The organism is Plantibacter sp. AC185 (genome assembly GCF_979258065.1).
The window spans coordinates 1669020-1695140 of sequence record NZ_OZ409831.1 but is presented as its reverse complement, the minus strand read 5'-3'; the positions used below and the strand labels follow the sequence as shown (position 1 = coordinate 1695140).

Here is a 26121-nt window from a genome sequence, read left to right as displayed (position 1 = left end):
TCCGGTCGACGTCGCATCCTGAGCAGACAGTCCTCGGGCCTCACCGGTGAGGCCCCCGCGAGACATCTTCGCGACGTCGGCCCACCCCGGCGTGGCGATCAGTGCGGCATGATGCCGTAGAGCACGTGGTCGTCGAGGTACTGCCAGACGGTCCCGGTCTCGGCGAATCCCGCGCTGCGGAGCGTCTCGAGGTGGAAGCCGAGGGTGACCTTCGGCGGAGCCTGGTGGATCGACTCGCCCCAGACCTCGTCGCGTCGGCGGAGCGCGTCGGCGTAGCGCGGCGTGGCCGCAACCGCGTCCCACCAGTCGTCCCACGTGTCGGTGTCGCCCGAGAAGGTCTCCTGCTGCATCGCTTCGTCGTCGGCGCGGGCGATCCCGGCCAGGGTCGGTTCGTGGTGTCCGCCGTACAAGAGGTGATCGCCGTTCAGGACGATGCCGCCCGGCCGGATGAGTGCGGGCAGCGCCCGGTAGACCTCAACGAGCTCGGCGGGCTGCAACCAGTGCAGCGCGGTCGACGAGACCACGGCGTCGAATGGTCCGTCGCCGATCTGCGGATGCGTGATCCAGTCGCTCAGGGACAGGTCGACCTCGGCGATCGAGAGCCGCGGGTCAGCGGTCGCGAGGTCGGCGGCGATGGCGAGGAGCGCGGGGTCCTTGTCCGCGACGACCGCCTGACCGTTCGGGACGGTCGCGAGGACGTGCTCGGCGAGGGAGCCCGTCCCGCCCGCGAGATCGAGGATGCGGGGCGCGGGCGAATCCGCGCAGATCGCCGCGACGACGCGCGCGATCGTGTCGAACCGCTCGGCTCGATGCCTGATGTAGCCGGTCTGCTGCGCATCCCAGCGCGATGCGAGGCTCCGAGCGGTCGCGAGCGTCGTCGCGTCGCCGGCTGAAGTGGATTCGGTCATGAGGACTCCTTGGTGTCGGGGTGGAGGTGTCGTTCGGGTGGCAGTGAGAATTCGAACCGCACCCGGCCGGCCGCGTCTTCGAGCCGCTGGGTGCTCACGTCGTAGACCCGGTCGATGAGGCCGGGATGCAGGACGTCGCGGGGCGGGCCTGCCCCGGCGACGCGGCCGTGGTGGAGGAGGACGAGGTGGTCGCAGACCCGTGCCGCGAGGTCGAGGTCGTGCAACACGACCACCACGGTGGGCGCGATCGTGCGCAGGAGTGCCACGACCTCCAGCCGATGTCTGAGGTCGAGGTGGTTCGTGGGTTCGTCGAGCAGGGCGTGCGGTGCGCGCTGCGCAAGCGCCCTGGCGAGTGCGACCCGCTGGAGCTCGCCGCCGGACAGGGTGGCCAGGCGGTCGAACGCGCGAGGGGTCAGCCCGACCGTGTCGATCGCACCGGCCACCTGCTCATCGTGCGCGGTGCCGCCGGCGCGCAGCACCCCTCGCTCGGCGAGACCACCCAACGACACCTCGTCGACGACGCGCAGCCCCGGGTCAGGGTCGATGCGTTGGCCGACCTCGGCGACCGTTCGGGCGATCCACCGTCGGCGCCGCGTACGGATGTCCTGACCGTCGACGGTGATGCGTCCGCTCACGACCGGGACGGCCCGCACGAGCGCGCGCAGCAGTGTCGTCTTCCCGCCGCCGTTCGGCCCGACGATGCCGGTCACGCTGCCGGTCGGCGCGGTGAAGGAGACGGCGTCGAGCAGCGTTCGGCCGCCGGAGCGGACGGTCACCGCCGCGGCTTCGATCATCCCAGGCCGTCCAGGAGTCGGGCGAGCTCGCCGGGCCCCCGGACCGAAAGCACGCTCGGCGGATCCGTGTACGGGAAGCGGAGGGCCACGACTCGGTCTTCACGGACAGCACGCAGTCCGGAGACGCCCGGCGTGCTCAGGAAGGCGTCGATCGTACTCTGCGGGTCGCCGCTCGAGTACAGCAGCACGATCGTGCCGGGATCACGGGAGATGATGTCCTCCACGCTGGCGTCGAAGACCCGCTGATCGGAGTCCGCGTACACGTTGGTGAGGCCCGCGGCCGCGAAGACCGGGGTGACCATGCTCGGGCCGCCGTATGGTGACAGCACGGCGCCGCCGGACGAGACGTAGAGTGCCGCGGCCGTCCCCGCAGCGGGAGCAGATGATTGCACCGTCGCCTTCGCCGCGGCGATGGCTTGCTCCGCTTGGTCGCCAGCTCCGAGCAGACTTCCGAGTGACCGGACCTCGTTCCAGACCCGGTCGAAGGTCGCGGTCGTGCTGAGCTCCGGGTCCGGGTTCGAGCAGTACGCGGTGGGGGAGTAGACGGGGATTCCACTCGCCGCCAGGGCGTCGCGGTCCACGGCGTTCTCAGGGGCGATGACCAGATCAGGTGACGCGCCGAGGATGCTCTCCTGGGAGACGACCGAACCACCCGTCGCATTCTGCTCGGTGGTGAGCGGCGACAGGGCGTCGAGCGCGTCGTACGTGGCGTCCGCATACAGGCCCGGTTGTGGGGTCGCGGTAATGGCGACGATCCGGTCGACGGCTCCGAGCGCCTCCAGGTTGGGGAGCTCGTCGTCGTTCACGAGCACGATGCGTCGGGCGGGTGCGTCCAACGTGATCGTCGAACCGCAGTTCTCGATGGTGACCGGGAAGCCGGCGTCGCTCGGAGCGGGCGACGTCTCGGCGGCGGTGGTGGCCGTGCAGCCGCTCAGCAGGCCGAGCGCGAGCACGGGGACGGTCGCGGCGAGGAGCGCTCGCCGGAATCGGGGTGTGGTCATCGGTGTCTTCCGTTCTGATGGATGGGTGGGGAGCTCATGCCTCAGACCGGGCGCCTTGGCCCTGCCGGAGGAGCACGAGGAGGAACGGGGCGCCGAGGATCCCGGTGATCACGCCGACCGGGATCTCCTGCGGGGCGAACGCGGTTCGGGCGATGGTGTCGGCGACGACCAGGACGATGCCGCCGAGCAGAGCGGCGACCGGGATCACCGCCCGGTGGCGTCCGCCGACGAGTCTGCGCGCGAGATGCGGGATCACGAGACCGATGAAGCCGACCCCGCCGACGGCCGCGACCGTCACGCCGACCATCGCCGAGACGCCGACCATCAGTCCGATCCGAGCTCGCTCGGGATCGATCCCGACCGATCTGGCCGAGTCGTCGCCCGATGCGAGCGCGTCGGTCCACGGTGCGAGGACGATGAGGGCGCTGAGACCGATGGTCGCCGAGACGGCTGCGGCGAGGAGCGCGACCGGCTGCACCGACGCCAGCGACCCCAGGAGCCAGAACAGCACGGAGCGCGCCGCCTCCGGTGCGTCGCTGGAGAAGACGAGGAAGCTCGTGGTGGCGTTCAGTGCGTATCCGACAGCGAGCCCGGCGAGGACCAACCGCAGGGGCCCGCGGCGGTTCGCGACCCCGGCGAGCAGAACGACCAGCACCACCGCACCGATGGCCCCGGCCAGGGCGGCACCGGCGACCAGGAGTGCGCCGCCACCGCCGATGACGAGCACGACGAGGGCGACACCCGTCGAAGCGCCAGAGTTGAGCCCGAGCAGGTACGGGTCTGCGAGCGCATTGCGGACGAGGGCCTGCAGCATGACTCCGGCGACGGCGAGCACGGCGCCGGCGACGAGCCCCATGGCCACCCGCGGCGCTCTCGTGATCCAGACGATCTGATCGACCGAGTCCGGCCAGGGGCCGGGCGCGGCCCCGACGAGGTGCCGGGTGAGCACGCCGAGGACCGTCGCCGGGTCGATGGGGACTGGGCCGATCGCCACGGCGACCAGGATCGTCGCCACGGCGAGCAGGACCAGGCCGACGGTCATCGCCGCGTCATGCCAGCGGCCACGCCGGATGGACGCGACGACGACCTCGCTCAACCCTGACGCGCCTTGAAGCGCGGGTTGAGCTTGTTGATGACGAACACGCGACCGCGTCGACGCACCACTTGTGCGCCCGGCATCTTCTTGAGCGACTTCAACGAGTTCCGGACCTTCATGAACGCAGCCTCCGTATTGATAATGGTTATCAATACCATAGCGCGAGCAACGAACCGCTGTCACATCGGGCGGCCGCTCCGAGGTGTGCTCGCCCGACAGTGGGCGTGGTGCGCGGAACGACGGTGCCGCGGCCACGACCGCGATCACGACGATGATCGCCGTCGACCACGGTGCTGGTCCGCATGAGGCGTGGGTGGGTGGTGCGGTGGGGTTCGGATCCCGTGCACCGCGGGTGGTCCCGGCGCTGGTATCTTACGGATGGCGCCGACACCATCGGGGTATGACTCCGGATGCGGTGACGAGTGACGAGGTATCGATGCGAACGGTCGGCGTACTGGACAGTGACGACCGCGCCCGCGCGTCTGCCCTGTCCTGGCTCGGCTCCAACGCACCTGATCTGCAGGTGACGATCGCGGCGTCGTCCTGGGGCGAGATGCTCACGAACGAGCGCTTCCCACCGAGCGCGGTCGTCTTGTGCCCGCGAGCCGGGGACCGCGTCGACATCGCGTACAAGGCGCGTGTCTGCCGCATCCTCGACATCGACGTGGTCGTGCTCTCCGACGCTCCGCAGCAGGAGATCCGGTCGGGGCACCGGAGCGTCGGCGCCACGTTCGTCTCGACCGTCGAAGCGGCGGCGGGAGTGCTCCGCGCAGGAAGCTGACCCGCGCCCGCAGGCGGGCTCAGTCCGCGGTGTCGGTGAGGAGCGAGGACACGGAGGCCGCGATGCGGTCGGCCCCCTCGTGGTCTTCGGCCGTGATGGTGACCACAGCGTCGCCGGCGAAGACGACGAGCTGCCCATAGGCACCGTGGAGTCGCCAGGCCGCGCCCGGACCGTCCCATCCGGCGAGCGCATACCGCTCGTACCCGGCGCCGGTTCCGGAGGTCACCCAGTCGGCGTGCATGGCGTCGATCCACTCCGGCGACAGGAGCTGTTCGCCTCCCCACCGGCCGCGGTCGCGGATGAGTCGTCCGATGCGGGCGAGTTCCGTGGTGCGGAGCTGCAGCCCGCCGCCGGATGCGATGAATCCGCGGGGGCATCGCTCCCAGGGTGCGTCGTGGATGCCGAGCGGCGCGAGGAGTCGCTGCTCGAGGTAGTCGCCGACGTCACCGACCCGGGTCTCGAGCGCGCGCATCGCCGTGTAGGTGCTGGCGTTCGAGTACTGGAAGACGCGACCGCGGGAAGGCCTGCTCAAGAACTCGAGCGCCAGGTCCGGCCAGTCGGACAGCAGGGTCGGTGACCAGGGGAGGTCGACGCCGCTCGTCATGTTCAGGAGGTGGCGGAGGGTGACGTCGGCGGTGCCCTCGCCGAAGTCGGCTTCCGGGAACACGGCGCCCAGCGTGGTGTCCATCGTGATGAGGCCGTCGTCGATGGCGAGGCCGGCGGCGAGCACACAGACGCCCTTCGCCGCGGAGTGGATGTCCTCACGGACGTCCTCGGTCCAGCGATGCCCAGCCTCGTCGTCACCGGCGAGCACGTGCAGGCCGTGCGCGCCGAAGCCCTGCTCAGCGATGTGCTGGACGATACGGTCGCGGAGGAGGGCTGCTCGGGTGGTGTCGGCTCGGATCGGGTCGGATCTGGTCACCGGTCCAGTCTGCCCGACGGGCGTCCCCGGCACCTACGCTGGAGACCTTGGTCCATTCGGGGAGGGATCGCATCATGCGTCGGACAATGCTCGGCCTCATCGGCATCGTCCTCGCCTGCGCGCTCGCAGGCTGTGGATCGTTGCAGATCAGGCCGGACTACGACACCACGAAGTCGGAGGCGCTCTCGCTCCGTGCCGAGTTCGAGGCGACGCTGCCTGCCGACAGCGCGTCGACGGGGGTCGAGGACGACGTCGACATCCAGTGCACCGGTGGCGCCGCGCAATTCAACGGGATCCTGACGGTCAGCGTCGCAGCGGACTTCGACCGTGCCGCCTGGTTGGACGATGCGGCCGCCATGTACGCCGGACGCGCGGGATGGAAGATGGAGAAGAAGGTCGCCGCGGATGGATCGTCAGACGCCACTCGGGCCGTGGCGTTCACGTCTGACGACGGGTTCTACCTGCGTCTCGGGGAGTTCGCCGACGCGCCCGAAGTGGGCCCGGTCATCGTGTTGTCCGCCTCGGGGCCCTGCAGCGTCCGCTGATCACGTCGGAGCGCCGGTCGCACGCTGCGCTCACCGTCGTAGGCCTTCGCCCGCCTTCCAGGACTCCCCGATCACCCGGGCGCTTCCGGGGCTCGTGTCCGACCTCGAGGCGGATCCGGCGTTGCGCGAGGTCTTCCGCCGCGACTACTTCGAGGCTCGCCGGGCGACCTCTCGAGCGGTACTTGAACACGCAGTGGAGCGCGGCGACATCCAGGGCGGCCTCGACATGGAACTCACGCTCGACCTTCTGGCGGCCCCGCTCTACTACCGTGCCTTGTTCGGGCACCAGCCGATCGACGACGGCCTGGCCGAACGGACCGTGCTGAGCGTCCTGAACGGCGTCGCGTCAGCCGACTGGCAGCGCCACCACCGAGCGCGGCCCGCCTGAGATCCTCCCGACCCCCGCGCTGAACGCGGTCAGCAGTCGCCGGCCCTCCGGCCAGGCGCCGAGTCCACTGGCGGAGTTCACGTGGCCCTGCCGCCCGATGCTGATCCGAGGCACGCCCCACGTTGCGGCGAACCCGGCTGCGCGCGCCTCCGAACAGTACGGGTCGTCGTCACTGGTCAGGAGCACTGCGGGTACGGATGGCCGGACATCGAGATCCTCGGCGAACGCAGCGGCGACCCTCGGGAACCGCGGCCCGTCGGGATCGGGGGCGGCGACGAGGAACAGCCCGGCGACTCGTGCAGGGTTCGCCGCCGCCCAGCGGACGGCCAGCAGACACGAGAGGCTGTGGGCCACCAGGATCGCCGGTTCGTCCGCCACCGCCCGGTCGAGCGCAGCGGACCAGTCGTCGAGATCCGGCTCGTCCCAGGAAGCCGGTGCGAACCGTCGGATCGCTGGCGTCGCGCGCTCCCAGTGGGACTGCCAGTGGGCGTCGTCGGATCCACCGATCCCGGGCATGGTGATGATCGACATGGGATTCCTTCGTCGTGGCTGGGTGATCTGCCCTCAGCGTGCCAGTCGAACGCTCGGTGTCAGCAGCTGGAGCGTCCTCATCCGTTGTTTACTAAGCAGATGACGGACGATGCTTCGCTTTCCTTCGATCGAACGGATCAGACGATCCTCGACGTGCTCCAGGTCGACGGGCGAACCACGATGACCGACCTCGCCCGGCTCGTGCATCTGTCCCAGCCGGCGGTGTCGGCGCGGGTCCGCAAGCTCGAGCTCGCCGGCTACATCACCGGCTACGGGGCGCGGGTGTCGCCGCAGACGCTCGGGCTCACGACGCACGCCGTCGTCCGACTCCGGACGACCCACGCGCAGATCCAGGCGTCACTGAACCAGTTCGACGAGCTGCCGGAGATCCACCGGATCTACCGCGTGACCGGCGAGGACTGTTTCGTCCTCGATGTGCACGCCCCCTCGCCGGAACGCCTCGAGCAGATCATCGACGCCATCGGCCGGTTCGGTCCCGTCAGCACGGCCCTGGTGCTGCGCGAGTACCGGGCCCACCCCATCGCCAGCCGCTGAGTCTCGCTCAGCGATACGCACGTCGCATCGGGGTGGTCGAGTGCGCCCGGCGGCGACTACCGTTGACGGGTGTTCACCGTGATCAACCTCGCCGACGGCATCGACATGCGGCCCTTGGAACTCGGCGACGCGAGGGAACTCGCTGCGGCGTACTCGCGGAACCGCGACCATCTGGCCCCCTGGGAGCCGGCTCGATCCGACGAGTTCTTCACCGAGGCCGCGCAATCGGCTGACCTCGCCAGCAAGCTCGCGTCGAGTGCCGCCGGGAGCGGATACTCGCTCGGCCTGTTCGACGGCACGACCATCGTCGGCAGGTTCAACCTGTCGGGGATCGTCCGTGGCCCGTTCCAGAACGCCGGGTTGGGCTACTGGGTGGACGCGGGGTACGCGGGCAAGGGCCTCGCGACGGCCGCCGTGCAGGCGATCGTCCGGGTGGCGCGCGACGACCTCGGCCTGCACCGGGTCGAGGCGAGCACCCTGCTGCACAACCACGGTTCGCAACGGGTGCTCCGCAAAGCGGGGTTCGAGCACATCGGCATGGCTCCGTCGTACCTGCGGATCGCCGGGACCTGGCAGGACCACAACCTGTACCAGGTGATCCTGCACCGCTGAGTGTGCCAGCTCGCGCGCCGGGACATGAGTATCGGGGACTTCCGTCGGTCCTGTTCGCCCAGGCAGACTGGGGAGATGACAAACGCCCGTGTCGTCTCGGTCAGCAGCGACGATGAGCACCGTTTCTCCAAGCCGCGACGGGACGCGATCACGCTCGTCGCCGGGCTGGGTGTCGAGGGAGACGCGCATTTCGGTGCGACGGTGCAGCATCGATCCCGGGTGAGACGAGACCCCTCGCAGCCCAACCTCCGGCAGGTCCACCTCATCCACCGGGAGCTGTTCGCGGAGGTGGACGCCGATCTCGCCCCGGGTGAGCTGGGCGAGAACATCACCACCGAGGGACTGGAGCTCCTCGACCTCCCCGCGGGTGCAGTACTCCGACTCGGAACCGATGCCGTCGTCGAGGTGACGGGGCTTCGGAACCCGTGTGTCCAGATCGACCGCTTCGAACCGGGCCTGCTCAAGCAGGTCGTCGGTACGGATGCCGAGGGGCGCACTGTCCGCAAGACGGGAGTCATGGGTGTGGTGCTCGTCAGTGGCGTCGTGCAGCCCGGTGACCCGATCACCGTGGAACTGCCGGACGGAGCCCGGGAACCCCTCGCGCCGGTGTAGATAGCGCTGAGATGGTCACCCCGGGATCATTCGACCGGCACTCCCATGGCGATGTTCGCCAGTGCGGCGAGGTGCGCTTCGAGCGCGGTCGATCCGGTCGGCGTGAGCGTGACCCAGGTGAGTCGCCGCGAGTCGGTTCGGGCGCTCGACCGTTCCTTGCGCAGTGAGACCAGGCCGGCGTCGGCCAGCACCTTGAGGTGCTTCGAGAGCTTTGCGTCATCGATCGCGAGCGCGTCACGGACGACGGAGAACTCCAGTTCGTCGACACTCCGGAGGAGTCCGCAGATCCTCAGTCGCAGGGGTGCGTGGATCAGGTCGTTGAAGGCGGGTGCGGGACTGCTCATCAGGCAGGCGTGGTTGTCGGGGCCGCGATCTCCTGGCGGAGGGCGTCGTCGTATCGACGTCCCAGCACGACGGTCGCCACGAACGTTACGCCAGCCGGGACGAGTGCCCACCACGGCGAGACGTCAAGGAACTTGAACGCCAGGCTGCATGACATGGCCGCGACGAGTACGACGAGTGTCGCGATCAGCAAACGCCTGCTGCGAGGACCGGCCGGCTTCGTGACGACGACCCCGGAGACCCGGGCGTACGTCGTGGTCAGGACGGGGAGCGCGATGATCCCCAGGGTGATCGCGGCGATCGGCCAAACCCCGGGGAGGGCGTGGGCAGCGGCGAAGACCGACGTGATGAGGCCGAGAGCCGGGTGGTACCACCACGGCGTGATGATCCGGGTGGCGAGTCGCTCGCGGTCGCGCGTGATGTCGTCGAGCGTGGTCTGAGCCTGCGTCCGCGACGCCCGGTGCGATCCCGACGGTGCGTCTGTCGCATGGTCCTCAAAGTGGCTTTCCATGATCGCAACTCTATGTTCTCAGTTGCGAGTGTCGCAACTGATTGCCGAAGGCTGACGGTGTCGGGTCCCGACGTCTCGGACCGGGGTCGTTCGTCCGATTATCGAGCGGGCGTCCTGACGCCGACTCGTGCCGACTTCATGCCTACCGGAGCGCCAGCCGCGTCTGTGTGTGGGTCGCCCCTCCGTCGTTCTTCATGCTGCGGAGGAGGCGGTCGAGGGCGGCGGTGCCGGCGACGCGGATGTGGACGAGGTAGTCGTGGGCGCCGGTGACGTGCACTGCGTCTCTGATCTCGGGGATCCGTCGTGTCCACTCCAGGAACTCCTCCGACTTGCGCGCGGGGTCGAGTCGGACGTCGATGAACGCCTCCAGGCCGTCCTCGGCGACCGGGGCATCGGAGCCGAGGATCGCTCGGTACCCGGTGATGACGCCGCTGTGCTCCAGGCGACGCACACGGGCCGCCGTCGCATTCGTGCTCAACCCGATCTGACGGCCGAGCTCACTGAACGATGTCCTCGCGTTCAGCTGCAGCACGCCGATGATTGCACTGTCGAGATCGTCCATGCGACACAGTATGCCGTCTCACTGCCGGAACGCACTGTCGGGACCAGTGCGCTGCGCCAGAGTCGTCGGCATGGATGTCCTCCTCGCCCTCCTCGCCGGTTCCGTCGCCGGCCTCGCTCTGGCCGCGCCGCTCGGGGCGATCGGGCTCCTGCTCCTCCAGGAGGGCATCACGCGCGGGCTGCGCCGTGGACTTCCTGCGGCGGCTGCCGTGGCGACGGTGGACGTGTCGTACTGCACGGCCGCCGTCGCTGCCGGTGCGCTCGCCGGCCCCATCGTGAGCGGCTGGTCGCCCTGGCCGCAACTCCTCGGTGGTGTCGCCGTCATCGCGCTCGGAGCGCACGGTCTGCTGCAGGCCCTCCGCACGAGGCCGTCAGCCGGGGAACCGCCCGCTGAGCGCTCGGGCACCTCGCGTCAGCGCTACCTGCTCTTCCTCGGCCTGACGGCGATCAACCCGGCCACCCTGGTGTACTTCGCGGCGATCTTGACCGGGCTGGCCGAGTTCACGGAATCAGGGTCGACGGCGGTCGCCTTCATCGTGGGTGCCGGACTCGCATCCTTCGGCTGGCAGGCGCTGCTGGTCGCGCTCGGAGCCGGACTCCGGCGGAGGACGGGCGCGTCCTTTCGGAGGTGGACGGCCGTCGTCGGCAACGGCTTGATCGTCGCATTCGGTGTCGCCCTCATCGTCCAGGCGCTGTGACGACGTGAGGCCCATGGCCTGCGGCGTCGGCGCCGTCAGTCCTCCGTCGTGGACCGGGGCTCCTCGTCCAGTGACCGGAGGTACTCGGCGTTGCCTCGCAGGGCCGGCTTGTAACGCGTGAGCTCACGCGCGTCGACGTGCTCGGCCAGGAGTTCGAGGAGGCTCGACAGCGCGGCGTTCGCCCGCCCGGCGGCGTGGAGGGTCAGGGCTTCGAATGCTCCGAGCGCGACTGACCCCGGGAACTCTGCACGCGCCCGTGCGAAGACCTCCAGCGACTCATCGATCCGGTCGAGGTTGCGGAGGGTGCTTCCGTACTGGAGGTAGCAACGGCGACGGATGTCTCCCGCCAGGCCGCTCTCCATGGCCCGCTCGTAGAGGTCGAGTGCTCTCGCCTCCTCGCCCGCGGTGTCGTAGGCGCCACCGAGCTCGTAGAGGACTCTCGGGTGGTGAGGGTGCTCGTCGTAAATGGGCAGCAGCGCTTCGATGGTCGGACCCATGTCAGCCCGGTCTCGAGCCGCGAAGATGCTGTCGAGCTGTGCGTCGAGCGTGTGCGTCATGGTCGATTCTCCGGGAGCGATCGGGCTGGATTCGGTGGAGACAGGCTATCGGGCGTGCCGAGCTGGACCCTCGGCTTCAGGAGCGATCGTCGTGAGACGGCGATTCCCAACGGACCTCGCCGTCCTCGATGCTCGATGTCGGGCGTAGGCCCTGGCGGTACGCCACCCACTGAGATGCCGTGTGCTCCGGATGGATGTGCGCGGTGAGCCGGGTGACCCCTCGAGCGTGCAGCCAACCGATCAGGGCGGCCGTCGCTTCGGAGGCGAAGCCTTTGCGTTGGTGGGCTGGATCGACGACCCACGCGATCTCGGCCAGCGTGTCCTGGGCCTGGGACGTCACGGTGGCCTGGACGAACCCGACGAGCGCGCCGGTGTCGTGCCGCCGCGCGATCCAGTTGAACCAGGCTTGCGAGCCGTCGGCCGGCCCGCGGATCTGGGCGGCGTATCGAGTGGAGAGTGCGTCGAGCGTCGGCGGCTCTCCGCCGGTGAACGTGTACAGGGAGGGGTCGGAGGGGACGTCGACCATCGGCCGGGCATGGTCGAGCGACAACGGCTCCAGCGCGAGGCGCTCGGACACCAGCGGTTCGATCACAGGCCATGGCATGAATCGAGCATCGCACCCATCGCTGTCTGTCGCTCCGCGCATCTCAGCGGAGGACAGGTCGTGTCCTCGTTCGTTCCTATCGTCGCTCCCGTGACGTGGCTCGCTCGAGCCTGCACGCGATGGAAGGAAACCTGTCATGCACGCCGGTATCCAGCCGTTTCGAATCGACATCCCCGCGAATGCGGTGGACGACCTCAGCCGCCGGCTCAGGGAGACACGTTTCTCAGCGGCTCTGCCGGGCGACGATTGGGCGACGGGGGTCCCGATCCGCTACCTCCGCAGATGCGCTTGCGCCCGCGACCACTCGACAGCGGATGGGGTCTCCGGCTGCGGGTCTACAACAGCGCGGGCCGTTCCTGGTCGCGAACCTCGAACCGCACGCTGCCACCGTCGATCAGGGCGTCGAGTTCCTTCTTCTCCATGCGAGGACAGGCGACAGGGTCGAGGAAGACTCTGGCGCCGCGGTCTTCGACGACCTCGTCGCCGATCTCGGGCTCGGTGGCGAGATCGACCGCGAAGTGCGACGCACGCTCCGCTTCGGATCGGATGCGAAGACCGCCGGTGCGTGGGTCGTCGGTTCGGGTTGCGAGCGTCCGGATGACCGTGACGGCGTTCTGGGTCAACGTGAGCATGGTGTTCCTTCCGGTGATGAGTCGGCTTTCCCTTTCAGCTTGAGGTGATGTGTGCATGAGTGCAACAGTTGCCCTGTACCGATACCGAATGGAGATGTCCGTGGACGACCTGAATCTGCTGGAGGCCGCCCAGCGACCGCTCCAGAACGAGCTACTCCAGACCGCTCGACGATTGCTCGACGCTGGGACGTCCGATGATGATCGTGCGGCCGCGATCAGTCACCTTCGCGACGAGTCCGAGGACGCCTGGGAGCGTTGCAACGCGTTCTTGCTGGCCTACGCGATCAGTCGATGCTGCGAGCCTGCCGAAACCGTCGATGCCCGAGGCGTCCGCTCCGGCCTGCATGACCGGTTCGCAGACGAATTCATCGATGCGGTCGCCTCGGGACTGCCGGCGCTCGCCCTCGAGTGCTGGACCCATCCGCCGATGCTGATACCGCCGTTGCCGCCGATGGCGAAGCAGACGGCGATGCTCGTGGCGGTGCTGGATGAGGCGATTCGACGCCAGGCCGGCCAGTCGGGTCCGCAGCCCCTCGTCGATGCGTTCCCCGACGGGGTCTGGATCGAACTCTCCGACGACCCAGCCCACGTCGGCGTCAACACAGAGCCCTAGGGCTCGGGAAGCTTCCTGGCGGCACCCCGATCGATCAGAGGCCGAGGTCGAGCAGTTCCGTCGCGGCAGGTTCGCCGGCGGCGAGCGCGAACCGGTTGAGTGCGTCCACGAGTGCATGCTGGTCGGTCATCGGCATCCGCTCGAGGATCCGTGCGATCTCCTGTCGTCGGCGTTCCGTCACCTCCGACACGATCGCGGCGCCGGATTCCGTGATCTCCACGAGGACCTCCCGGCGGCTGTCGGAGCTCGGAACGCGACGAACCCAGTCCTTCGAGGTCATCCGGTCGATCACCCGGGAGAAGGTCGACGGGTGCATGTGCAGCTGCACGGCGAGCCGCCCGATGCGCAGTCGTTCCTGCGTCGAGAGGATCACGAGCACGCGGAACTGCGGCAGGCTGATCTCCTGCAGGACCCCGGTCAAGGAGCGGGCAACCACGCCGAGGAGTGCCCGCGAGGCGATGAGGGTCGCTTCCACCGCGGCCGTGTCCTCGACCTCTGCCACCTGACCGACCTCCACCCGCGTCCGATACGCGACGTCTTCGCTCGTCATCGTACAAGTCGTCCACACCCGGCGGGCGCGGCGACATCGCCCGATGACGGGGTGTGTGCGTGCGTGCTCAGGCGTTCAGTCGCCGGTGCAGTGCGTCGAGCACTGCGACATCGGCGTCGTCCAACTTGGTCGACGAGCGCTGCAGGGCGAGTGTCGCGGCGGTACGGAACGTGTCCGCTTGGTCGGGTGCGGTGGCCGCCAGCGCTGCGAAGCACTTCTGCAGTCGCATCTGGACTTCGAGGATGCCGGCGCCATCGCGCGAGAGCGGACGGAACGCATCCATCACGAGGTCCTCGAGGGTGACGCTGCGGACCCAGACCAGCGGGTAGTCGACGTCGACGTCGCGCGTCGTGGTGAGGGTCGCCGTGAAGACCCGTTGCAGGGCTCCGATGATCTCGATCGCCGTGCCCGGGTCGTTCGTCGCCGGCGAGAGGGCCCGGCTGCCGATCTCGGCCAAGGCGATCACGCCGAGACGCGGGTCCTGCTCGTAGGTGCGATGGGCCGCGATCCGGAAGGCCCGCCGGATCGACGCCTGCAGCTTCGTCCCCGTCTCGCCCTCGACGATCGCGAGCGGTGTCGTCGCGTCGGCGACCCGGCCTGCCGTCGCGACCACCTGGATGGAGACGTCGGCGTCCGCCGCGGCTTGGTCCAGCATCGGCAGGTCCACGAAGACGACGTACCCGGGCTTGTCGGCGAACACGGTTGTTCCCTGGCGGTCCGGTCCGGCGAGTGGGTTCGCGCCAAGTGACGGCGACTCTGCATAGGCGCTGAGCGACGTCGTGGCAGCGGACTCGACGCGGTCGATGATGTCGGACATGCGGCCGAAGGTGGAGAGATGGGCGATCCAGCGCAGGAGCGTCACGACGATGATTGTGATCATCACCAGTGTTCCGACGAACAGGATCGTGCGTCCCTGGTCGCCGTAGTAGCCCGTCGACAACGCGATGATGCCGACGAGGGAGAAGGTGAAACCGCCGACGAACGTTGACAGCGCGTTCTGCGAGGTGGTGTCCTCGACCATGAGCTGCGTCGCTCGCGGCGTCGCGATCGTGGTCGCCGACGAGTAGACGGTCACCATCGCGGTGATCGAGAACGTCGTGACCGCGAGCATCGAGCTCGCGATGATCTGCAGGATCGATCCGACGGAGTCCTGACCGAGGTCGATCACCAGCCGGAACGGGAGGAGGCCCCCGATGAAGCCGGCCGCGAGAGCGAAGGCGACGGCCATCAACGTGAACACGGCGGCCCTGGCCCACACCTTCTTACCGAGCAGGAAGAGGAACCTCGAGAGACCTGTCTTCATGATGTCCTTGCGGTCGACGGCGGAACACCATCCTGCCGGAGAATGCAGTCGCACCGTCACCGCCGGATTGACCGGCCCATCTGATCGGCGGAGCGAGCGGAAACGTCGTCGGGCACCCTCGACCGAGGTCGGGCGTGGGCGTCAGCCGACGATGGGGCGCTCCTCAGGAGCGGTGAACAGCAGGTTCCGTTGCCGGATCGCCAGTGCTGCAGCGAGCCCGATCGGACCGACACGTCCGGCGAGCATGAGCGCGGCGAGGACGTACTTGCCGAACGGTTCCAGTTCTTCGCTGAGCCCGACGGACAGGCCGCACGTCGCGAAGGCGGAGATGGCCTCGAACAGGATGCGGTCGAGCGGGGCGTCGCTGACGCTCATGAGCAGGGCTGTGGCCGTGAGGACGAGTGTCGCACCGAGGAACGTGACGCTGATGGCGACGCGGAGGGTATCGCTGGGGATCCGACGGGAGAACACCGTCACATGTCGATCGCCTCGGGCCTCTGCCACGATCGCGAGGAGGAGCACCGCGAGGGTGACGACCTTGATGCCTCCGGCGGTCGAGGCCGATCCACCTCCGACGAACATGAGCGCGTCGGTCGCGAGCAGGGTCACGGGGTGGGAGTCTCCGACGTCGGTGAGGGAGAATCCGCCCGAGCGCATCATCGTCGAGGCGAAGAGCGCATGGAAGACCTTGTCACCCACCGAGAGTTTGCCGATCGTCTCGTCGTTCGACCACTCGAGGGCACCCCAGAGCACCGCGCCGATCACGAGCAGGATCGTGGTGACGGTCAGGGTCAGCTTGGTGTGCAGTGTCCAGCGCTTGTAGTCGAGTCGCCGATTGAGGAGGGTCAGGAACACGGGGAACCCGAAGCTGCCGACGAACACTCCGACCATGATGGGGACGAGGATGAACGGGTCACCGTCGAAGCGTCCCAGTCCTCCCTTGTTGAGGACGAAGCCGGCGTTGTTGAACGAGGAGATGGCGTAGAAGAGCCCGTGCCAGAGCCCTTCGGACCAGGACTCCTCCACCATGATGAATCGGGGAATCAGGACCAGGGCGAGGACGAGCTCGATCGTCAGGGTGGTCAACACCACGATTCGCAGCAGCGTCCCCACCTCGCCGAGCTTGGACGTACCGATGCTCTGTTGTGCGAACAGTTTGCTGCGCACCCCGAGCTGTCTCGTGACGACGCGGGCGAGGAGGAGCGCGATCGTCACGATGCCGAGCCCGCCGACCTGGATGCCGACGAGGATCACGACCTGGCCGAAGAAGGACCAGTGCGTCGCGGTGTCGACGGTGACGAGCCCGGTCACCGTGATCGCGGAGACCGCCGTGAACAGCGAATCATGAAGCGGCGTCGCACGGCCGTCAGCCGCCGCGATCGGCAGGCTCAGCAGTGCGGTGAAACCGGCGGCGGCCGCGAGGAAGATCAGCAGTGCGACCTGTGCGGGAGATCGTTTGGTCAGTTCGGGGAGCAGATGATGAGGCCGCGGTGACGGGGCACGCCGCCACCAATCGGCCAGGGCGGCACCTACGGAACGAAGCCCCCCGACGTCGTCGCGAGGCCCGGGGCCGTCAGGCCCGCGATCGGGACCTCCGTGGGTGTTCTTCGATCCGGCCACGCGTGCATCGTAGCGTTCCCCGGCCCACGCATCGAGTGGGCCGGGGAACGGACGGATCGTGCGCAACGACCGTGGCCTGCGCCATACTCTCGGGATGGACATCCTGAACGAAGTGATCCTGGCCGGTGGCGATCTGTTGTGGACATGGGCGGTGCTGCCCGTCCTCGGGCTCCTCGGTCTGTACTTCACCGTTCGCTCGGGCGTGGTGCAGTTCCGGCTCATCCCCGAGATGTTCCGCACCCTCACGAACAAGACGCCGCTCGGTGACGACGGTAAACCGCAGTCGGTCTCGGCATTCCAAGCGTTCACGATCTCGGCCGCGTCGCGGGTCGGCGTCGGCAACATCGCGGGTGTCGGGACGGCGATCGCGATCGGCGGACCCGGAGCGGTGTTCTGGATGTGGACGATGGCGTTCATCGGAGGCGCGTCGAGCTTCGTCGAGTCGACCCTCGGCCAGCTGTTCAAGGTGCGGGACAAGGACGGGTTCCGCGGCGGTCCTGCCTACTACATGCAGCACGGCCTGAAGGCGCGTTGGATGGGGATCATCTTCGCCGTCATCCTCATCGTCTGCTTCCCCTTCGCGTTCAGCTCGCTGCAGGCCAACACGATCAGCGCAACCGTGTCGTCGAGCTTCGGCGGCGAGATCGGCTGGATTCCCTGGGTGATCGGGATCCTGCTCGCTGCCCTCACCGCGCTCGTGGTGTTCGGTGGAATCCGCCGCATCGCGAGCGTGACCCAGGCGGTGGTGCCGGCCATGGCACTCGGCTACCTGCTGCTCGGCCTCGTCATCGTCGGGATGAACATCGACCAGCTGCCGGTCGTGTTCGCGTCCATCTACACGCAGGCGTTCGGGTTCAACGAAGTGGTCGGCGCAGCGCTGGGCACCATCATCATGACGGGCGTGAAGCGGGGCATGTTCTCGAACGAGGCCGGTCTCGGTTCAGCGCCCAACGCTGGTGCGAGCGCGGCCGTGACGCACCCGGTGAAGCAGGGCCTCGTCCAGACCCTCGGCGTCTACTTCGACACCTTCCTCGTATGTTCGATCACGGCGTTCATCATCCTCGTGTCCTCACCGGACCTCGCCGGGGCGACCCGCGGCATCGGACTCACCCAGAACGCCATCGTCGGCAACCTCGGTGAGTGGTCGAACGTCCTCCTGAGCATCATCATCTTCCTCCTGGCGTTCAGCTCCATCCTCGGGAACTACTACTACGGCGAGTCGAACATCGAGTTCATCTCGTCGAGCCGTCGTGTGCTCACCGGGTACCGGGTGCTCGTCGTCGCCGTGATCTTCCTCGGTTCGATCGCCTCGGCCGACGTCATCTGGAACACCGCCGACGGCATCATGGGACTCATGGCCCTGGTGAACCTCATCGCGATCGGGTTGCTGTCGGGCATCGTGTTCAAGCTGTTGAAGGACTACTCCGCGCAGCGGCGTGCCGGCCTCGACCCGGTCTTCACCCGTGACCGGTTGCCCGAAGTCAGCGGGATCGAATGCTGGCAGGACGCGCTCAGCGTGACCGGCCCCCTTCCCGTGCAGGAGGCCCGCACCGTTCGCTGACGCGGGATCAGGCTCGAGCGTCTACACTCGACAGCGGTGCGCCGGGAAGTCTGGTCGGCGGGCGGTGAACACACCGCTCTCGTTTCCGACCGAACCCGGTCGGCCGTCCGAGGAGCACCATGCCAGCCGTCGACGCCCCGCCAGAGCCTGCCTCCCGTCCCGCCCTGAACGTGGTTGGAGGGCCACACCCGGTCGTCGACGTGCTCGAGCGATGTCTCGGTGACGCGGACATCCCGGTCACCCACGCCATCGCGGACGGTACGTGGCATGTGGTGATCGTCGAGGTCCCGCCGGGAGCACGGCGTCACGGTGCCGAGCAGTGCTCCGATCTGGCGGGCCTGCTGCGGGATCTCGTCGCCGTGCAGACGGGCGCGGTCGAGGTCGTGGTGCTGGTGGATGCGGGTGAGCATGCCGACGACCGCCGGTTGGCCGGGAAGTTCCAGACGGTGCTGACCAGGATGACCGCGGAGGCGCAGATTCTCTTCGGGGTCGCCAGCACGATCAACGGCATCGACGTGTCGGGTGAGGTCGACGTGCCGCTGCTCTGCCGCCGATTGATCGAGTACTTCGATCAGTCGGAGACCCTCGTCACCGGCGAACTCCTCGTCGCTGAGGATCTTCGACAGCACTCGATCGGCACGTTGCTCTCCAACCGCTTCGCCTGACCCGGGCCGGACTGTACAAGCGGAGCCGGCCGACGATCTCCGCGTCGCCCCTCCGGCCCCCTCCCCACGTGAACAACGGGTGAATCCGCCCGCGCACCCGTTGTCGATCCAGCGATCGAGGAGCAAGCTCGTCGCCGTGGACCCCATCATCCTGCTCTCGCTCGTCGTGATCACGGCGCTCGCCTTCGACTTCACCAACGGCTTCCACGACACGGCGAATGCGATGGCCACCTCGATCGCCACCGGTGCGCTGCCGCCGAAGGTCGCGGTCACCCTCTCGGCGGTGCTGAACCTCGTGGGCGCGTTCCTGAGCATCGAAGTCGCGCTCACCGTCACGAACGCGGTCGTGAAGATCCAGGACTCGTCGGGAGCTCCCGATCCGGCGCTGCTGGAGGGCGGCGGCTCGGCGCTCCTGCTGATCGTGCTCGCCGGGCTCATCGGTGGCATCATCTGGAACCTGCTCACCTGGCTGCTCGGTCTTCCGTCGAGCTCGTCGCACGCGCTCTTCGGCGGGCTCATCGGCTCGACGCTCGCAGGCCTCGGCCTGAACGGCGTGAACTGGGCCGGTGACGGCTCGAAGCTCGACGGCGTCGTCGGCAAGGTCATCCTCCCGGCGCTCATGTCGCCGTTGCTCGCCGGCGCGGTGGCTGCGATCGGCACCTGGCTCGTCTTCCGCGTCATCGGCAACCTCGCCCAGGGGCGGCTCCACCGCGGCTTCCGGATCGGGCAGATCGGCAGCGCGTCGCTCGTCTCGCTCGCCCACGGCACGAACGACGCACAGAAGACGATGGGCGTCATCACCCTCGCGCTCATCGCTGCCGGCGGCTGGGACGACACCGAGTCGGTCCCACTCTGGGTGAAGCTCGCGTGTGCCCTCGCGATCTCGCTCGGCACCTACATCGGCGGGTGGCGGATCATCCGCACCGTCGGCAAGGGCATCGTCGAGTTGAACACACCGCAGGGCATGGCCGCCGAGAGCTCCTCCGCCGCCGTCATCCTCGCCTCGAGCCACCTCGGCTTCGCCCTCAGCACGACGCACGTCGCGACCGGATCGATCCTCGGCTCCGGGGTCGGACGGCCAGGTGCGCAGGTGCGCTGGCGGGTGGCCCTGCGGATGGTCGTCGCCTGGATCATCACCCTCCCGGCCGCCGCGCTCATGGGCGCGGTGATGTGGTGGGTCGGTCACCTCGCGGGCGGGGCGATCGGCGGAATCCTCATGGTCGCAATCCTCGTGGGTGTCGCGCTCGCCATCTACCTGCGGTCGCGCCGCGACAGCATCGGATCCCACAACGTGAACGACGACTGGCAGGACGCCCCCGCCCGCTCGTCGCAGAAGACCGCAGCGTAAGGACGTCGGACATGTTCATGCTCTTCCTCGAAGCCGCCGCCCAGGTGGCCGTCATCGCGCTCGTGCTCGGCGCCGGGCTTCCCGCGCTCTTCGCGCTGGGTGTCCGCTCGTTCGCGGTCGCCGGAGGCGCCGGGTCCGACGACCGGAGCGGGTCGGGCACGCCGACGATCCCGTCGGGGCTCCTCCGTGCCATCGGCGTGCTGTGCTTCGCCGTCGTCGTCGCCGCGGTGCTGGTCGGTCTCACGATCATCGTGGCCACCGGCCTGGGGCAGGAGGTCAGCTTCGACCACGTGTTCCCGACCTTCACCCCGAAGGACTGAGCGTGTCGCACGAGAACGGCCCAGACGTGAACGACGCAGACGCGACCGGCGTCGGGGTCACCGCCCACGGGTCCGGTGTGGTGGCGCGCGTCGTCGGTTGGCTCCGCGCCGGATACCCGACGGGCGTGCCCGAGCACGATTACGTGCCGCTGCTCGGTATCCTCCGACGGAGCCTCACGCCCGAGGAGCTGGACGAGGTCGTCGGCGGACTACTCATCGATGCGGAGCAGGCGGAGGCGTCCGGCGAGCCGATCGGTCAGGATCGTCTGCGGGCGCGCGTCGAACAGCTCCTCCTCGGTCCGGCGCTCCCGGAGGACCTCGTCCGCGTCTCTGCCCGGCTCGCGAGCGCGGGGTGGCCGCTCGGCAGCCCGGACGACGTCCGCGCGGTGGCGACTGACCAGGACGACGCCGGCCGAGAGGCGCGTGCGACCCTCCTCGAGGAACGCGGAGGGCTGGTCGCCCGCATCGTGCGCTGGCTCCGAGCCGGGTACCCTGCAGGATTCCCCGACCAGGACTTCGTCCCGCTCGTGGCGCTCCTCCGTCGTCGGCTGAGCGACGCCGAGGTGGCTGAGGTGGGTGCGCGCCTCGCGGCGGAGGGCGACACGTCGCTCAGCCGGGTCGACGTCGCGACCGCGATCGCGCGGGTCACCGCGGAGCTGCCGAGCGATGAGGACGTGGAGCGTGTCCGCCGGTCGCTCACCGACCACGGGTGGCCGAGCGACTTCGCGGTCTGACGGTCGAGCGGTGGTGCTGACGTGACGACCACTGCATCCTCGCTCGTGGCCGGTGTCGGGGGCCCGTCGTAGGTTCGGCTCGTGCCGGAACGTGTCGAAGCGTGGTGGGCCCGCCGTCAGTGGTCGAAGGGCCTCGAGACGCCGTACCCGGTGGGCGCCTACCGGCAAGCCTGGGCGTCGTTCCCAGCGCTGTGGCGTCAGTACCATGCGGATCTCAACGCCGGGATCGTCCTGAGCCAGGTGCCGCCGGCCGCCGACGTCCTGCTGCAGTGGCAGTGCGATCGGGGGCACCGGTTCGTCGCAACGCCGGCCGAGCAGCGCTCGCGGCCCGGACGCGAGCGTCGCCGCAGCGCGTGGTGCCCGGAGTGTTCCGACGAGGCCGATCCGTCGAGGGTCGTCGCACTGCCGATGCGGGAGTCGGTGACCGACCCGGTGCCCGCGGTCGCGGGGCTCATCCGGGAGCGTCGTGCGCGCCCGAAGCCGTCGCTGTGCGAGAAGACCCCTGACCTGCCGGTGGGGGAGGCCTTCTCGTCTGTGTGCGCGCCGAAACCGGCGTCCGCTGTCGAGGCCCAGCTGCGCGCGGACGTCCATGAGCGGCTGGCGCTGACGGAGGGACTGAACGCGGTGCGAGTGCAGCGTCCGTTCTTCCAACACCTGGAGGTGTGGCCCGACCTGGTCTACCCGGAACTGCGCATCGCCATCGAGTACGACAGCATCGGCCGGCACGGCCTCGAGCACGTCGGACGCCGCGAGGAAGTGGATCGACGAAAGGACCGCGCGTTGCGGTCCGCCGGCTGGGAGGTGGTCCGCCTTCGCACCGGGAAGCTCGAGCCCCTCGGGCCCTTCGATCTCCAGCTCTCGTCGTGGAACCGACGCGCGCTCGACCGGTTGGTCGATACGCTCAGGGCCATCCGGGGTCCGTTCATGGTCGACGCGTATCTGCGCTGATCCGCGAGCGCCACGAGAGGGCGATGATGCGTTACCCTCGTCGCAGAGGGAAAAATCCCGTCGTGCTTCGGCCGGCGGAAACGCACAAGCGTCTCGTGGGAGTCGCCACTTCTTCATCGAAGGAGTGCGCCCATGCTCGAACCCTCAACCTCCACGGCTGTCGAAGACTCGCCGCCACGCCTCCGCGACGCGTGGGTCGCGCTGGCCGGCCTCTCGGGCGTGTTCCTGTTCGAGATGCTCGACAACTCCGTCCTGAACGTCGCGCTCCCGACCATCGGCCGTGACCTCACCGCTTCAACCGCGTCACTGCAGTGGGTGTCGGGCGCGTACTCGGTCACGTTCGGCGGACTGATGTTGCTCTTCGGTGCGGTCGCCGACCGGTTCGGTCGGCGTCGGGTCATGCTCGTCGGTCTGACGCTGCTCGCCGTCGTCAGCGTCTTGACCGTGTTCGTGGGCTCGGTGGAGCAGTTGATCGCCGTACGCGCCCTGATGGGCGTCGCCGCGGCGATGACGACTCCGGGATCGATGGCTTTGGCGTTCCGCCTGTTCGACCGGGACGACCTGCGTGTCCGCGCGCTGACGGTCATCTCGACCGCTGGGCTGGTCGGCCTCGCCGCCGGGCCGACGATCGGCGGCTTCGTGCTCGCCGTGGCGCCGTGGCAGGTGCTCATCGTCGCCAACGCCCCGATCGCGGTGATCGCCTGGATCGGGATCCGCGCCGGGATCGGTGCCGACGAGTGGTCGCACCTTCACCGAGACCGGATCGATGTGCTCGGCGCTGCGCTCGGGACCGCGACCGTCGTCGGCGTCCTCTTCACCCCGACCCTGTTCGTCGCCGGCACCGACGTCCCTGCGGCCTGGGGCGCGGCTGCGGCAACGGTGACCGCCGCGATCGGCTTCGTCGTCAGGGAGCGCACCGCCCGCCACCCGTTGCTGGATCTTCGTCTCGTGGCTCAGCCGCTCGTGGCCTCCGGCTTGGCGTACAAGGCCGCCGCCGGGCTGGCGATGGCCGGCTTGTCGTACCTGGCGACCCTGCAGCTGCAGTTCGCCTGGGGGTGGCCGCCGGCCTTGGCCGCTGTCGCGATGCTCCCGCAGGTCGTGGTGCTCTTGGCGAGCGGTCGCTTCGTCGGCCCGTTCGTGCACCGCGTGGGACTCGATCGTGCGGCATGGATGAGCGCCGCCGCGGTCGTCTCGGGGCTCGCCGTGTTCGCGCTGCTGAGCCGGTTCGGCTACCCGTGGGTGCTCGTCGCACTCATCCTCGTCGCCGCCGGGATGCGGGTGGTCGGAGCCGTCGCCGGCAACAACGTCCTTCGCGGGCTTCCCGCGGACCGCACGTCCATCGGTGCGGCCCTGGTCGACACCGCGAGCGAGATCGCCACCGCTGTCGGGATCGCCGCGACCGGGACGATCCTCGCTGCGGTCGTCGGCGGCGGCATCACGACCGAGTACTTCACCCCGGCCCTCGTCGCGTCGTTCCAGCAAGCGATCCTCATTGCGGGATCGACCATCGCCGTCCTCGCTGCAGCCCTCGTGGCTGTCGGTGTCCTCCGTTCACATCACGTCCCATCTCAGCCCGCAACCCAGGAGCCATCCCATGTCTGACCTCATGCCCCGTCCCCCGTTCGATCCCGAACTCACCCCCTTCCTCGCCGCGCTCGAGGCGCGCGGGCCGTTCAGGCTGACGACCGAGATGCTGCCGCGGATGCGCGGCCTCGACACGACCGAGGAGGCCCTCGACGAACGGCTGCGCTCGCGCGGGTTCGAGCGGCGCTCCCTCACGGTGCCCGGCCATCTCGGGGATCCGATCACGCTCGCTGTCGTCCAGCGGATCGGGCGCTCCGGCGCGACGACGGCGGTCTATACGATCCATGGCGGAGGGATGATGTTCGGTCATCACCTCGGCAACCTCGAGTCCTACGACGACTGGCTCCTGAACGACCACGACGTCGTGCTCATCAGCGTCGACTACCGCCTCACCCCCGAGTACCCCGACCCGTACCCGGTCGAGGACTGCTACGCCGGACTCGTCTGGGTCGCGGAGCACGCGGATGAACTCGGTATCGACCCGGACCGCATCGTGATCGCCGGGCAGAGCGCTGGCGGCGGGCTCGCGGCCGGCACCGCCCTGCTCGCCCGGGACCGCCGTGGGCCGGCCCTCTTCGGGCAGATCCTCGTCTCGCCGATGCTCGACGATCGGGATGCCACCGTGTCGACGATGCAGATCGACGGGGTCGGGGTCGCAGATCGGCAGATGACCCGGTTCGGCTGGGAGGCCTATCTCGGACACCGTCGCGCCGGTGAGGACGTTTCCATCTCCGCCGCGCCGGCGCGGGCGACCGATCTCACCGGGCTTCCGCGCACCTACCTCGACTGTGGCAGCGCCGAGGTGTTCCGTGACGAGACGGTCGCCTTTGCCAGTGCGATGTGGGCTGCGGGTGGCGACGCGGAACTGCACGTCTGGCCGGGGGCGTTCCACGGCTTCACGAGCATGGTGCCGAGAGCCGCCATCTCGCGGGCCGCCATCGCGGCCCTGGCCGACTGGACGAGGCGACTGCTCGGAACACCCGCCGGCGAGGTCGCTCTGCCGGGTGCATCATGAACCGGTGAACTGCACCACGGTGTCCCAGGCCAGCTTCACGATGAGGATGGACAGGGTCACCAGGAACACGATCCGCACGAAGCCGCTTCCGTGTTTCGTCGCCATACGGGCGCCGATGAACCCTCCGGTGATGTTCATGACGGCCATGGCGAGACCGAGCGCGAGCAGGACCTCGCCATGCACCCCGTACACGACGAGAGCGGCGAGGTTCGTGGTGAGGTTGGCGATCTTCGCGTTGACGCTGGCTTGCAGGAAGCCGTACCCGAGCACGCCGACGATGAGGATGACGAAGAACGAACCCGTTCCCGGTCCGAGGATGCCGTCGTAGAAGCCCACCAGCAGCCCGATCAACGCCGCCCGCCAGGCGACGGCGGTGGCGCGGTCATGGCGGGGTTCGTGGTGCAGGCCCATGGTCGGCTTGAAGAGGGTGTACAGCGCCACAGCGATCACGGCCACGAGCACGATGGGCGTCAACACGTCGCGAGGGACGTACCGCGAGAGGGCGGCACCGACGGTCGACCCGGCGTATGCGCCGGCGACGAGGGGCACCAGGAGCACGAACTGCACCCTGATCTTGCGCAGGTACACCCAGCTCGCCGACAGGGTGCCGAAGAACGATGACAGCTTGTTCGTACCCAGGATGAAGGGGGTCGCGACATCGCTCGGTACGGCGATGACGAGCGCGGGCAGTTGGATCAGTCCGCCGCCACCGACGACCGCGTCGACCCAGCCGGCCACTCCCGCCGCGACGAGGAGGAGGACGAGCGCGGCCACCGAAACGGGAAGCCATTCGGCGATCAGCGGTCCATCGAGCACAGTCGCCCAGCCTAATCGTCAGAGTGATGATCCATCGGGCGGACGTCGAACGGGGTCTTCGAGGGTTCAGGCGATCCTGATGCATTCACATCTGCTTATATGTATAGATGAACGAGGATCTCGAACCCGCTGCCGAGTTGTTCAAGGCCCTGTCCTCCTCCTCGCGGTTGCGGTTGCTGCGCATCCTGGCCGCCGGCACGTCCACGGTCGGTCAGCTCGCCGAGCAGAGTCAGTTGTCGCAGCCGTTGGTCTCGCAGCACCTGCGGACGCTGCGATCAGCCGGCCTGGTCTCGGTGCAGCGGATCGGCCGAGAGGCGCACTACGACGTCGCTGACGTGCACGTCTCGCACATCGTCGACGACGCCGTGCAGCACGCACTCGAGGGATAGCGAGA

The 26121-nt window shown here is 68.8% G+C and carries 34 protein-coding genes and 1 pseudogene; 18 read left to right on the top strand and 17 right to left on the bottom strand.

Features of this window, described 5'->3' with window-relative positions:
• Window positions 1-98: 98 nt before the first annotated feature.
• From ACZZZB_RS08070 to ykgO, 5 genes are read right to left on the bottom strand one after another with little or no spacing between them, the layout of a single operon-like run.
• A complete protein-coding gene (locus ACZZZB_RS08070; protein ID WP_463529384.1) occupies window positions 99-908 on the bottom strand; it encodes a class I SAM-dependent methyltransferase in 810 nt (269 codons plus the stop codon).
• Window positions 905-1702 carry an ABC transporter ATP-binding protein gene (locus ACZZZB_RS08065; protein WP_079704734.1) on the bottom strand — a complete coding sequence of 266 codons (798 nt, stop codon included), beginning with the start codon at window positions 1700-1702 and terminating at the stop codon, window positions 905-907. The genes ACZZZB_RS08070 and ACZZZB_RS08065 overlap by 4 nt, the downstream gene beginning before the upstream one ends.
• Window positions 1699-2703 carry an ABC transporter substrate-binding protein gene (locus ACZZZB_RS08060; RefSeq protein WP_274499164.1) on the bottom strand — a complete coding sequence of 335 codons (1005 nt, stop codon included), beginning with the start codon at window positions 2701-2703 and terminating at the stop codon, window positions 1699-1701. Before ACZZZB_RS08060 ends, ACZZZB_RS08065 begins: the two co-directional genes overlap by 4 nt.
• 34 nt (window positions 2704-2737) lie before the next feature.
• Window positions 2738-3799 (bottom strand): FecCD family ABC transporter permease, encoded by a 1062-nt coding sequence (locus ACZZZB_RS08055; protein ID WP_463529383.1) that lies wholly within the window; start codon window positions 3797-3799, stop codon window positions 2738-2740.
• Entirely contained in the window at window positions 3796-3918 is a 123-nt protein-coding gene (gene ykgO, locus ACZZZB_RS08050; RefSeq protein ID WP_064295097.1) for a type B 50S ribosomal protein L36, read from the bottom strand. Before ykgO ends, ACZZZB_RS08055 begins: the two co-directional genes overlap by 4 nt.
• A 317-nt stretch (window positions 3919-4235) precedes the next feature.
• Between ykgO and ACZZZB_RS08045 the strand changes: the two genes are divergently transcribed.
• The gene (locus ACZZZB_RS08045) at window positions 4236-4580 is read left to right on the top strand and encodes a hypothetical protein (protein ID WP_463529382.1); all 345 of its coding nucleotides are present in this window, start codon (window positions 4236-4238) and stop codon (window positions 4578-4580) included.
• Window positions 4581-4599: 19 nt separating this feature from the next.
• On the opposite strand, the gene ACZZZB_RS08040 is transcribed toward ACZZZB_RS08045, so the two are convergent.
• Complete coding sequence (locus ACZZZB_RS08040) at window positions 4600-5502, bottom strand: serine hydrolase domain-containing protein (protein WP_463529381.1); 903 nt, start codon at window positions 5500-5502, stop codon at window positions 4600-4602.
• A gap of 74 nt (window positions 5503-5576) precedes the next feature.
• On the opposite strand from ACZZZB_RS08040, the gene ACZZZB_RS08035 reads away from it, so the two are divergent.
• On the top strand, window positions 5577-6047 hold the full coding sequence (locus tag ACZZZB_RS08035) for a hypothetical protein (protein WP_274499168.1): 471 nt from the start codon (window positions 5577-5579) through the stop codon (window positions 6045-6047).
• Window positions 5947-6435: a TetR-like C-terminal domain-containing protein gene (locus ACZZZB_RS08030; RefSeq protein WP_274500053.1), complete on the top strand. Its 489-nt coding sequence runs from the start codon at window positions 5947-5949 to the stop codon at window positions 6433-6435. The genes ACZZZB_RS08035 and ACZZZB_RS08030 overlap by 101 nt, the downstream gene beginning before the upstream one ends.
• Here the strand turns inward: ACZZZB_RS08030 and ACZZZB_RS08025 are convergent.
• Window positions 6394-6966 (bottom strand): RBBP9/YdeN family alpha/beta hydrolase, encoded by a 573-nt coding sequence (locus tag ACZZZB_RS08025; RefSeq protein ID WP_463529380.1) that lies wholly within the window; start codon window positions 6964-6966, stop codon window positions 6394-6396. The genes ACZZZB_RS08030 and ACZZZB_RS08025 overlap by 42 nt on opposite strands.
• A gap of 99 nt (window positions 6967-7065) precedes the next feature.
• Between ACZZZB_RS08025 and ACZZZB_RS08020 the strand changes: the two genes are divergently transcribed.
• The 3 genes from ACZZZB_RS08020 to ACZZZB_RS08010 all read left to right on the top strand — a co-directional run bounded on the left by ACZZZB_RS08020 (window position 7066) and on the right by ACZZZB_RS08010 (window position 8745).
• Window positions 7066-7521 carry an Lrp/AsnC family transcriptional regulator gene (locus tag ACZZZB_RS08020; protein WP_426738159.1) on the top strand — a complete coding sequence of 152 codons (456 nt, stop codon included), beginning with the start codon at window positions 7066-7068 and terminating at the stop codon, window positions 7519-7521.
• 105 nt (window positions 7522-7626) lie between these two features.
• Window positions 7627-8133: a GNAT family N-acetyltransferase gene (locus ACZZZB_RS08015; RefSeq protein ID WP_191941229.1), complete on the top strand. Its 507-nt coding sequence runs from the start codon at window positions 7627-7629 to the stop codon at window positions 8131-8133.
• Between the two features lie 75 nt (window positions 8134-8208).
• Window positions 8209-8745 carry an MOSC domain-containing protein gene (locus ACZZZB_RS08010; RefSeq protein ID WP_463529379.1) on the top strand — a complete coding sequence of 179 codons (537 nt, stop codon included), beginning with the start codon at window positions 8209-8211 and terminating at the stop codon, window positions 8743-8745.
• 26 nt (window positions 8746-8771) lie between these two features.
• On the opposite strand, the gene ACZZZB_RS08005 is transcribed toward ACZZZB_RS08010, so the two are convergent.
• From ACZZZB_RS08005 to ACZZZB_RS07995, 3 genes are all read right to left on the bottom strand, one after another.
• The gene (locus tag ACZZZB_RS08005; protein ID WP_463529378.1) at window positions 8772-9089 is read right to left on the bottom strand and encodes a transcriptional regulator; all 318 of its coding nucleotides are present in this window, start codon (window positions 9087-9089) and stop codon (window positions 8772-8774) included.
• A complete protein-coding gene (locus tag ACZZZB_RS08000; protein WP_463529377.1) occupies window positions 9089-9598 on the bottom strand; it encodes a hypothetical protein in 510 nt (169 codons plus the stop codon). Before ACZZZB_RS08000 ends, ACZZZB_RS08005 begins: the two co-directional genes overlap by 1 nt.
• Window positions 9599-9740: 142 nt before the next feature.
• Window positions 9741-10160: an Lrp/AsnC family transcriptional regulator gene (locus ACZZZB_RS07995; RefSeq protein WP_463529376.1), complete on the bottom strand. Its 420-nt coding sequence runs from the start codon at window positions 10158-10160 to the stop codon at window positions 9741-9743.
• A 70-nt stretch (window positions 10161-10230) separates the two neighbouring features.
• On the opposite strand from ACZZZB_RS07995, the gene ACZZZB_RS07990 reads away from it, so the two are divergent.
• Window positions 10231-10857, top strand: a complete 627-nt coding sequence (locus tag ACZZZB_RS07990; RefSeq protein ID WP_463529375.1) for a LysE family transporter — start codon at window positions 10231-10233, stop codon at window positions 10855-10857.
• Window positions 10858-10892: 35 nt separating this feature from the next.
• Here the strand turns inward: ACZZZB_RS07990 and ACZZZB_RS07985 are convergent, their stop codons facing one another.
• Complete coding sequence (locus tag ACZZZB_RS07985) at window positions 10893-11414, bottom strand: tetratricopeptide repeat protein (protein WP_463529374.1); 522 nt, start codon at window positions 11412-11414, stop codon at window positions 10893-10895.
• A gap of 76 nt (window positions 11415-11490) precedes the next feature.
• Complete coding sequence (locus ACZZZB_RS07980; protein ID WP_463529373.1) at window positions 11491-12018, bottom strand: GNAT family N-acetyltransferase; 528 nt, start codon at window positions 12016-12018, stop codon at window positions 11491-11493.
• Window positions 12019-12154: 136 nt separating this feature from the next.
• Here ACZZZB_RS07980 and ACZZZB_RS07975 point away from each other — a divergent pair.
• A pseudogene (locus tag ACZZZB_RS07975) lies at window positions 12155-12292 on the top strand (epoxide hydrolase N-terminal domain-containing protein); the annotation flags it as partial.
• A 61-nt stretch (window positions 12293-12353) separates the two neighbouring features.
• On the opposite strand, the gene ACZZZB_RS07970 reads toward ACZZZB_RS07975, so the two are convergent.
• Window positions 12354-12650: an iron-sulfur cluster assembly accessory protein gene (locus ACZZZB_RS07970; RefSeq protein WP_079704745.1), complete on the bottom strand. Its 297-nt coding sequence runs from the start codon at window positions 12648-12650 to the stop codon at window positions 12354-12356.
• Between the two features lie 94 nt (window positions 12651-12744).
• Here ACZZZB_RS07970 and ACZZZB_RS07965 point away from each other — a divergent pair, with 94 nt between their 5' ends.
• Complete coding sequence (locus tag ACZZZB_RS07965) at window positions 12745-13263, top strand: hypothetical protein (protein WP_463529372.1); 519 nt, start codon at window positions 12745-12747, stop codon at window positions 13261-13263.
• 34 nt (window positions 13264-13297) lie between these two features.
• Here ACZZZB_RS07965 and ACZZZB_RS07960 read toward each other — a convergent pair whose 3' ends face one another.
• The 3 genes from ACZZZB_RS07960 to ACZZZB_RS07950 form a co-directional block, all read right to left on the bottom strand.
• Window positions 13298-13813 (bottom strand): MarR family transcriptional regulator, encoded by a 516-nt coding sequence (locus ACZZZB_RS07960; protein ID WP_463529371.1) that lies wholly within the window; start codon window positions 13811-13813, stop codon window positions 13298-13300.
• 67 nt (window positions 13814-13880) lie between these two features.
• On the bottom strand, window positions 13881-15116 hold the full coding sequence (locus tag ACZZZB_RS07955) for a DUF2254 domain-containing protein (RefSeq protein ID WP_463529370.1): 1236 nt from the start codon (window positions 15114-15116) through the stop codon (window positions 13881-13883).
• A gap of 141 nt (window positions 15117-15257) precedes the next feature.
• Window positions 15258-16736, bottom strand: a complete 1479-nt coding sequence (locus ACZZZB_RS07950) for a TrkH family potassium uptake protein (RefSeq protein WP_463529369.1) — start codon at window positions 16734-16736, stop codon at window positions 15258-15260.
• 94 nt (window positions 16737-16830) lie between these two features.
• Between ACZZZB_RS07950 and ACZZZB_RS07945 the strand changes: the two genes are divergently transcribed.
• The 8 genes from ACZZZB_RS07945 to ACZZZB_RS07910 all read left to right on the top strand — a co-directional run bounded on the left by ACZZZB_RS07945 (window position 16831) and on the right by ACZZZB_RS07910 (window position 24911).
• The gene (locus tag ACZZZB_RS07945) at window positions 16831-18297 is read left to right on the top strand and encodes an alanine/glycine:cation symporter family protein (RefSeq protein ID WP_274499182.1); all 1467 of its coding nucleotides are present in this window, start codon (window positions 16831-16833) and stop codon (window positions 18295-18297) included.
• 119 nt (window positions 18298-18416) lie between these two features.
• Window positions 18417-18962, top strand: a complete 546-nt coding sequence (locus tag ACZZZB_RS07940) for a hypothetical protein (protein WP_463529368.1) — start codon at window positions 18417-18419, stop codon at window positions 18960-18962.
• 136 nt (window positions 18963-19098) lie between these two features.
• Window positions 19099-20310, top strand: a complete 1212-nt coding sequence (locus ACZZZB_RS07935; RefSeq protein ID WP_202939206.1) for an inorganic phosphate transporter — start codon at window positions 19099-19101, stop codon at window positions 20308-20310.
• Between the two features lie 11 nt (window positions 20311-20321).
• The gene (locus tag ACZZZB_RS07930; RefSeq protein ID WP_085512127.1) at window positions 20322-20630 is read left to right on the top strand and encodes a hypothetical protein; all 309 of its coding nucleotides are present in this window, start codon (window positions 20322-20324) and stop codon (window positions 20628-20630) included.
• A gap of 26 nt (window positions 20631-20656) precedes the next feature.
• Window positions 20657-21364: a DUF3349 domain-containing protein gene (locus ACZZZB_RS07925; RefSeq protein ID WP_463529367.1), complete on the top strand. Its 708-nt coding sequence runs from the start codon at window positions 20657-20659 to the stop codon at window positions 21362-21364.
• Between the two features lie 81 nt (window positions 21365-21445).
• Window positions 21446-22312: a hypothetical protein gene (locus ACZZZB_RS07920; protein WP_463529366.1), complete on the top strand. Its 867-nt coding sequence runs from the start codon at window positions 21446-21448 to the stop codon at window positions 22310-22312.
• A gap of 132 nt (window positions 22313-22444) precedes the next feature.
• Window positions 22445-23914, top strand: coding sequence for an MFS transporter (locus ACZZZB_RS07915; protein ID WP_192004311.1), 1470 nt, complete (start codon window positions 22445-22447; stop codon window positions 23912-23914).
• Window positions 23907-24911, top strand: coding sequence for an alpha/beta hydrolase (locus ACZZZB_RS07910; RefSeq protein WP_463529365.1), 1005 nt, complete (start codon window positions 23907-23909; stop codon window positions 24909-24911). The genes ACZZZB_RS07915 and ACZZZB_RS07910 overlap by 8 nt, the downstream gene beginning before the upstream one ends.
• Here the strand turns inward: ACZZZB_RS07910 and ACZZZB_RS07905 are convergent.
• A complete protein-coding gene (locus ACZZZB_RS07905) occupies window positions 24906-25727 on the bottom strand; it encodes a sulfite exporter TauE/SafE family protein (RefSeq protein WP_463529364.1) in 822 nt (273 codons plus the stop codon). The genes ACZZZB_RS07910 and ACZZZB_RS07905 overlap by 6 nt on opposite strands.
• Before the next feature lie 107 nt (window positions 25728-25834).
• On the opposite strand from ACZZZB_RS07905, the gene ACZZZB_RS07900 reads away from it, so the two are divergent.
• Window positions 25835-26116: an ArsR/SmtB family transcription factor gene (locus ACZZZB_RS07900; RefSeq protein WP_079704757.1), complete on the top strand. Its 282-nt coding sequence runs from the start codon at window positions 25835-25837 to the stop codon at window positions 26114-26116.
• Window positions 26117-26121 lie beyond the last annotated feature (5 nt).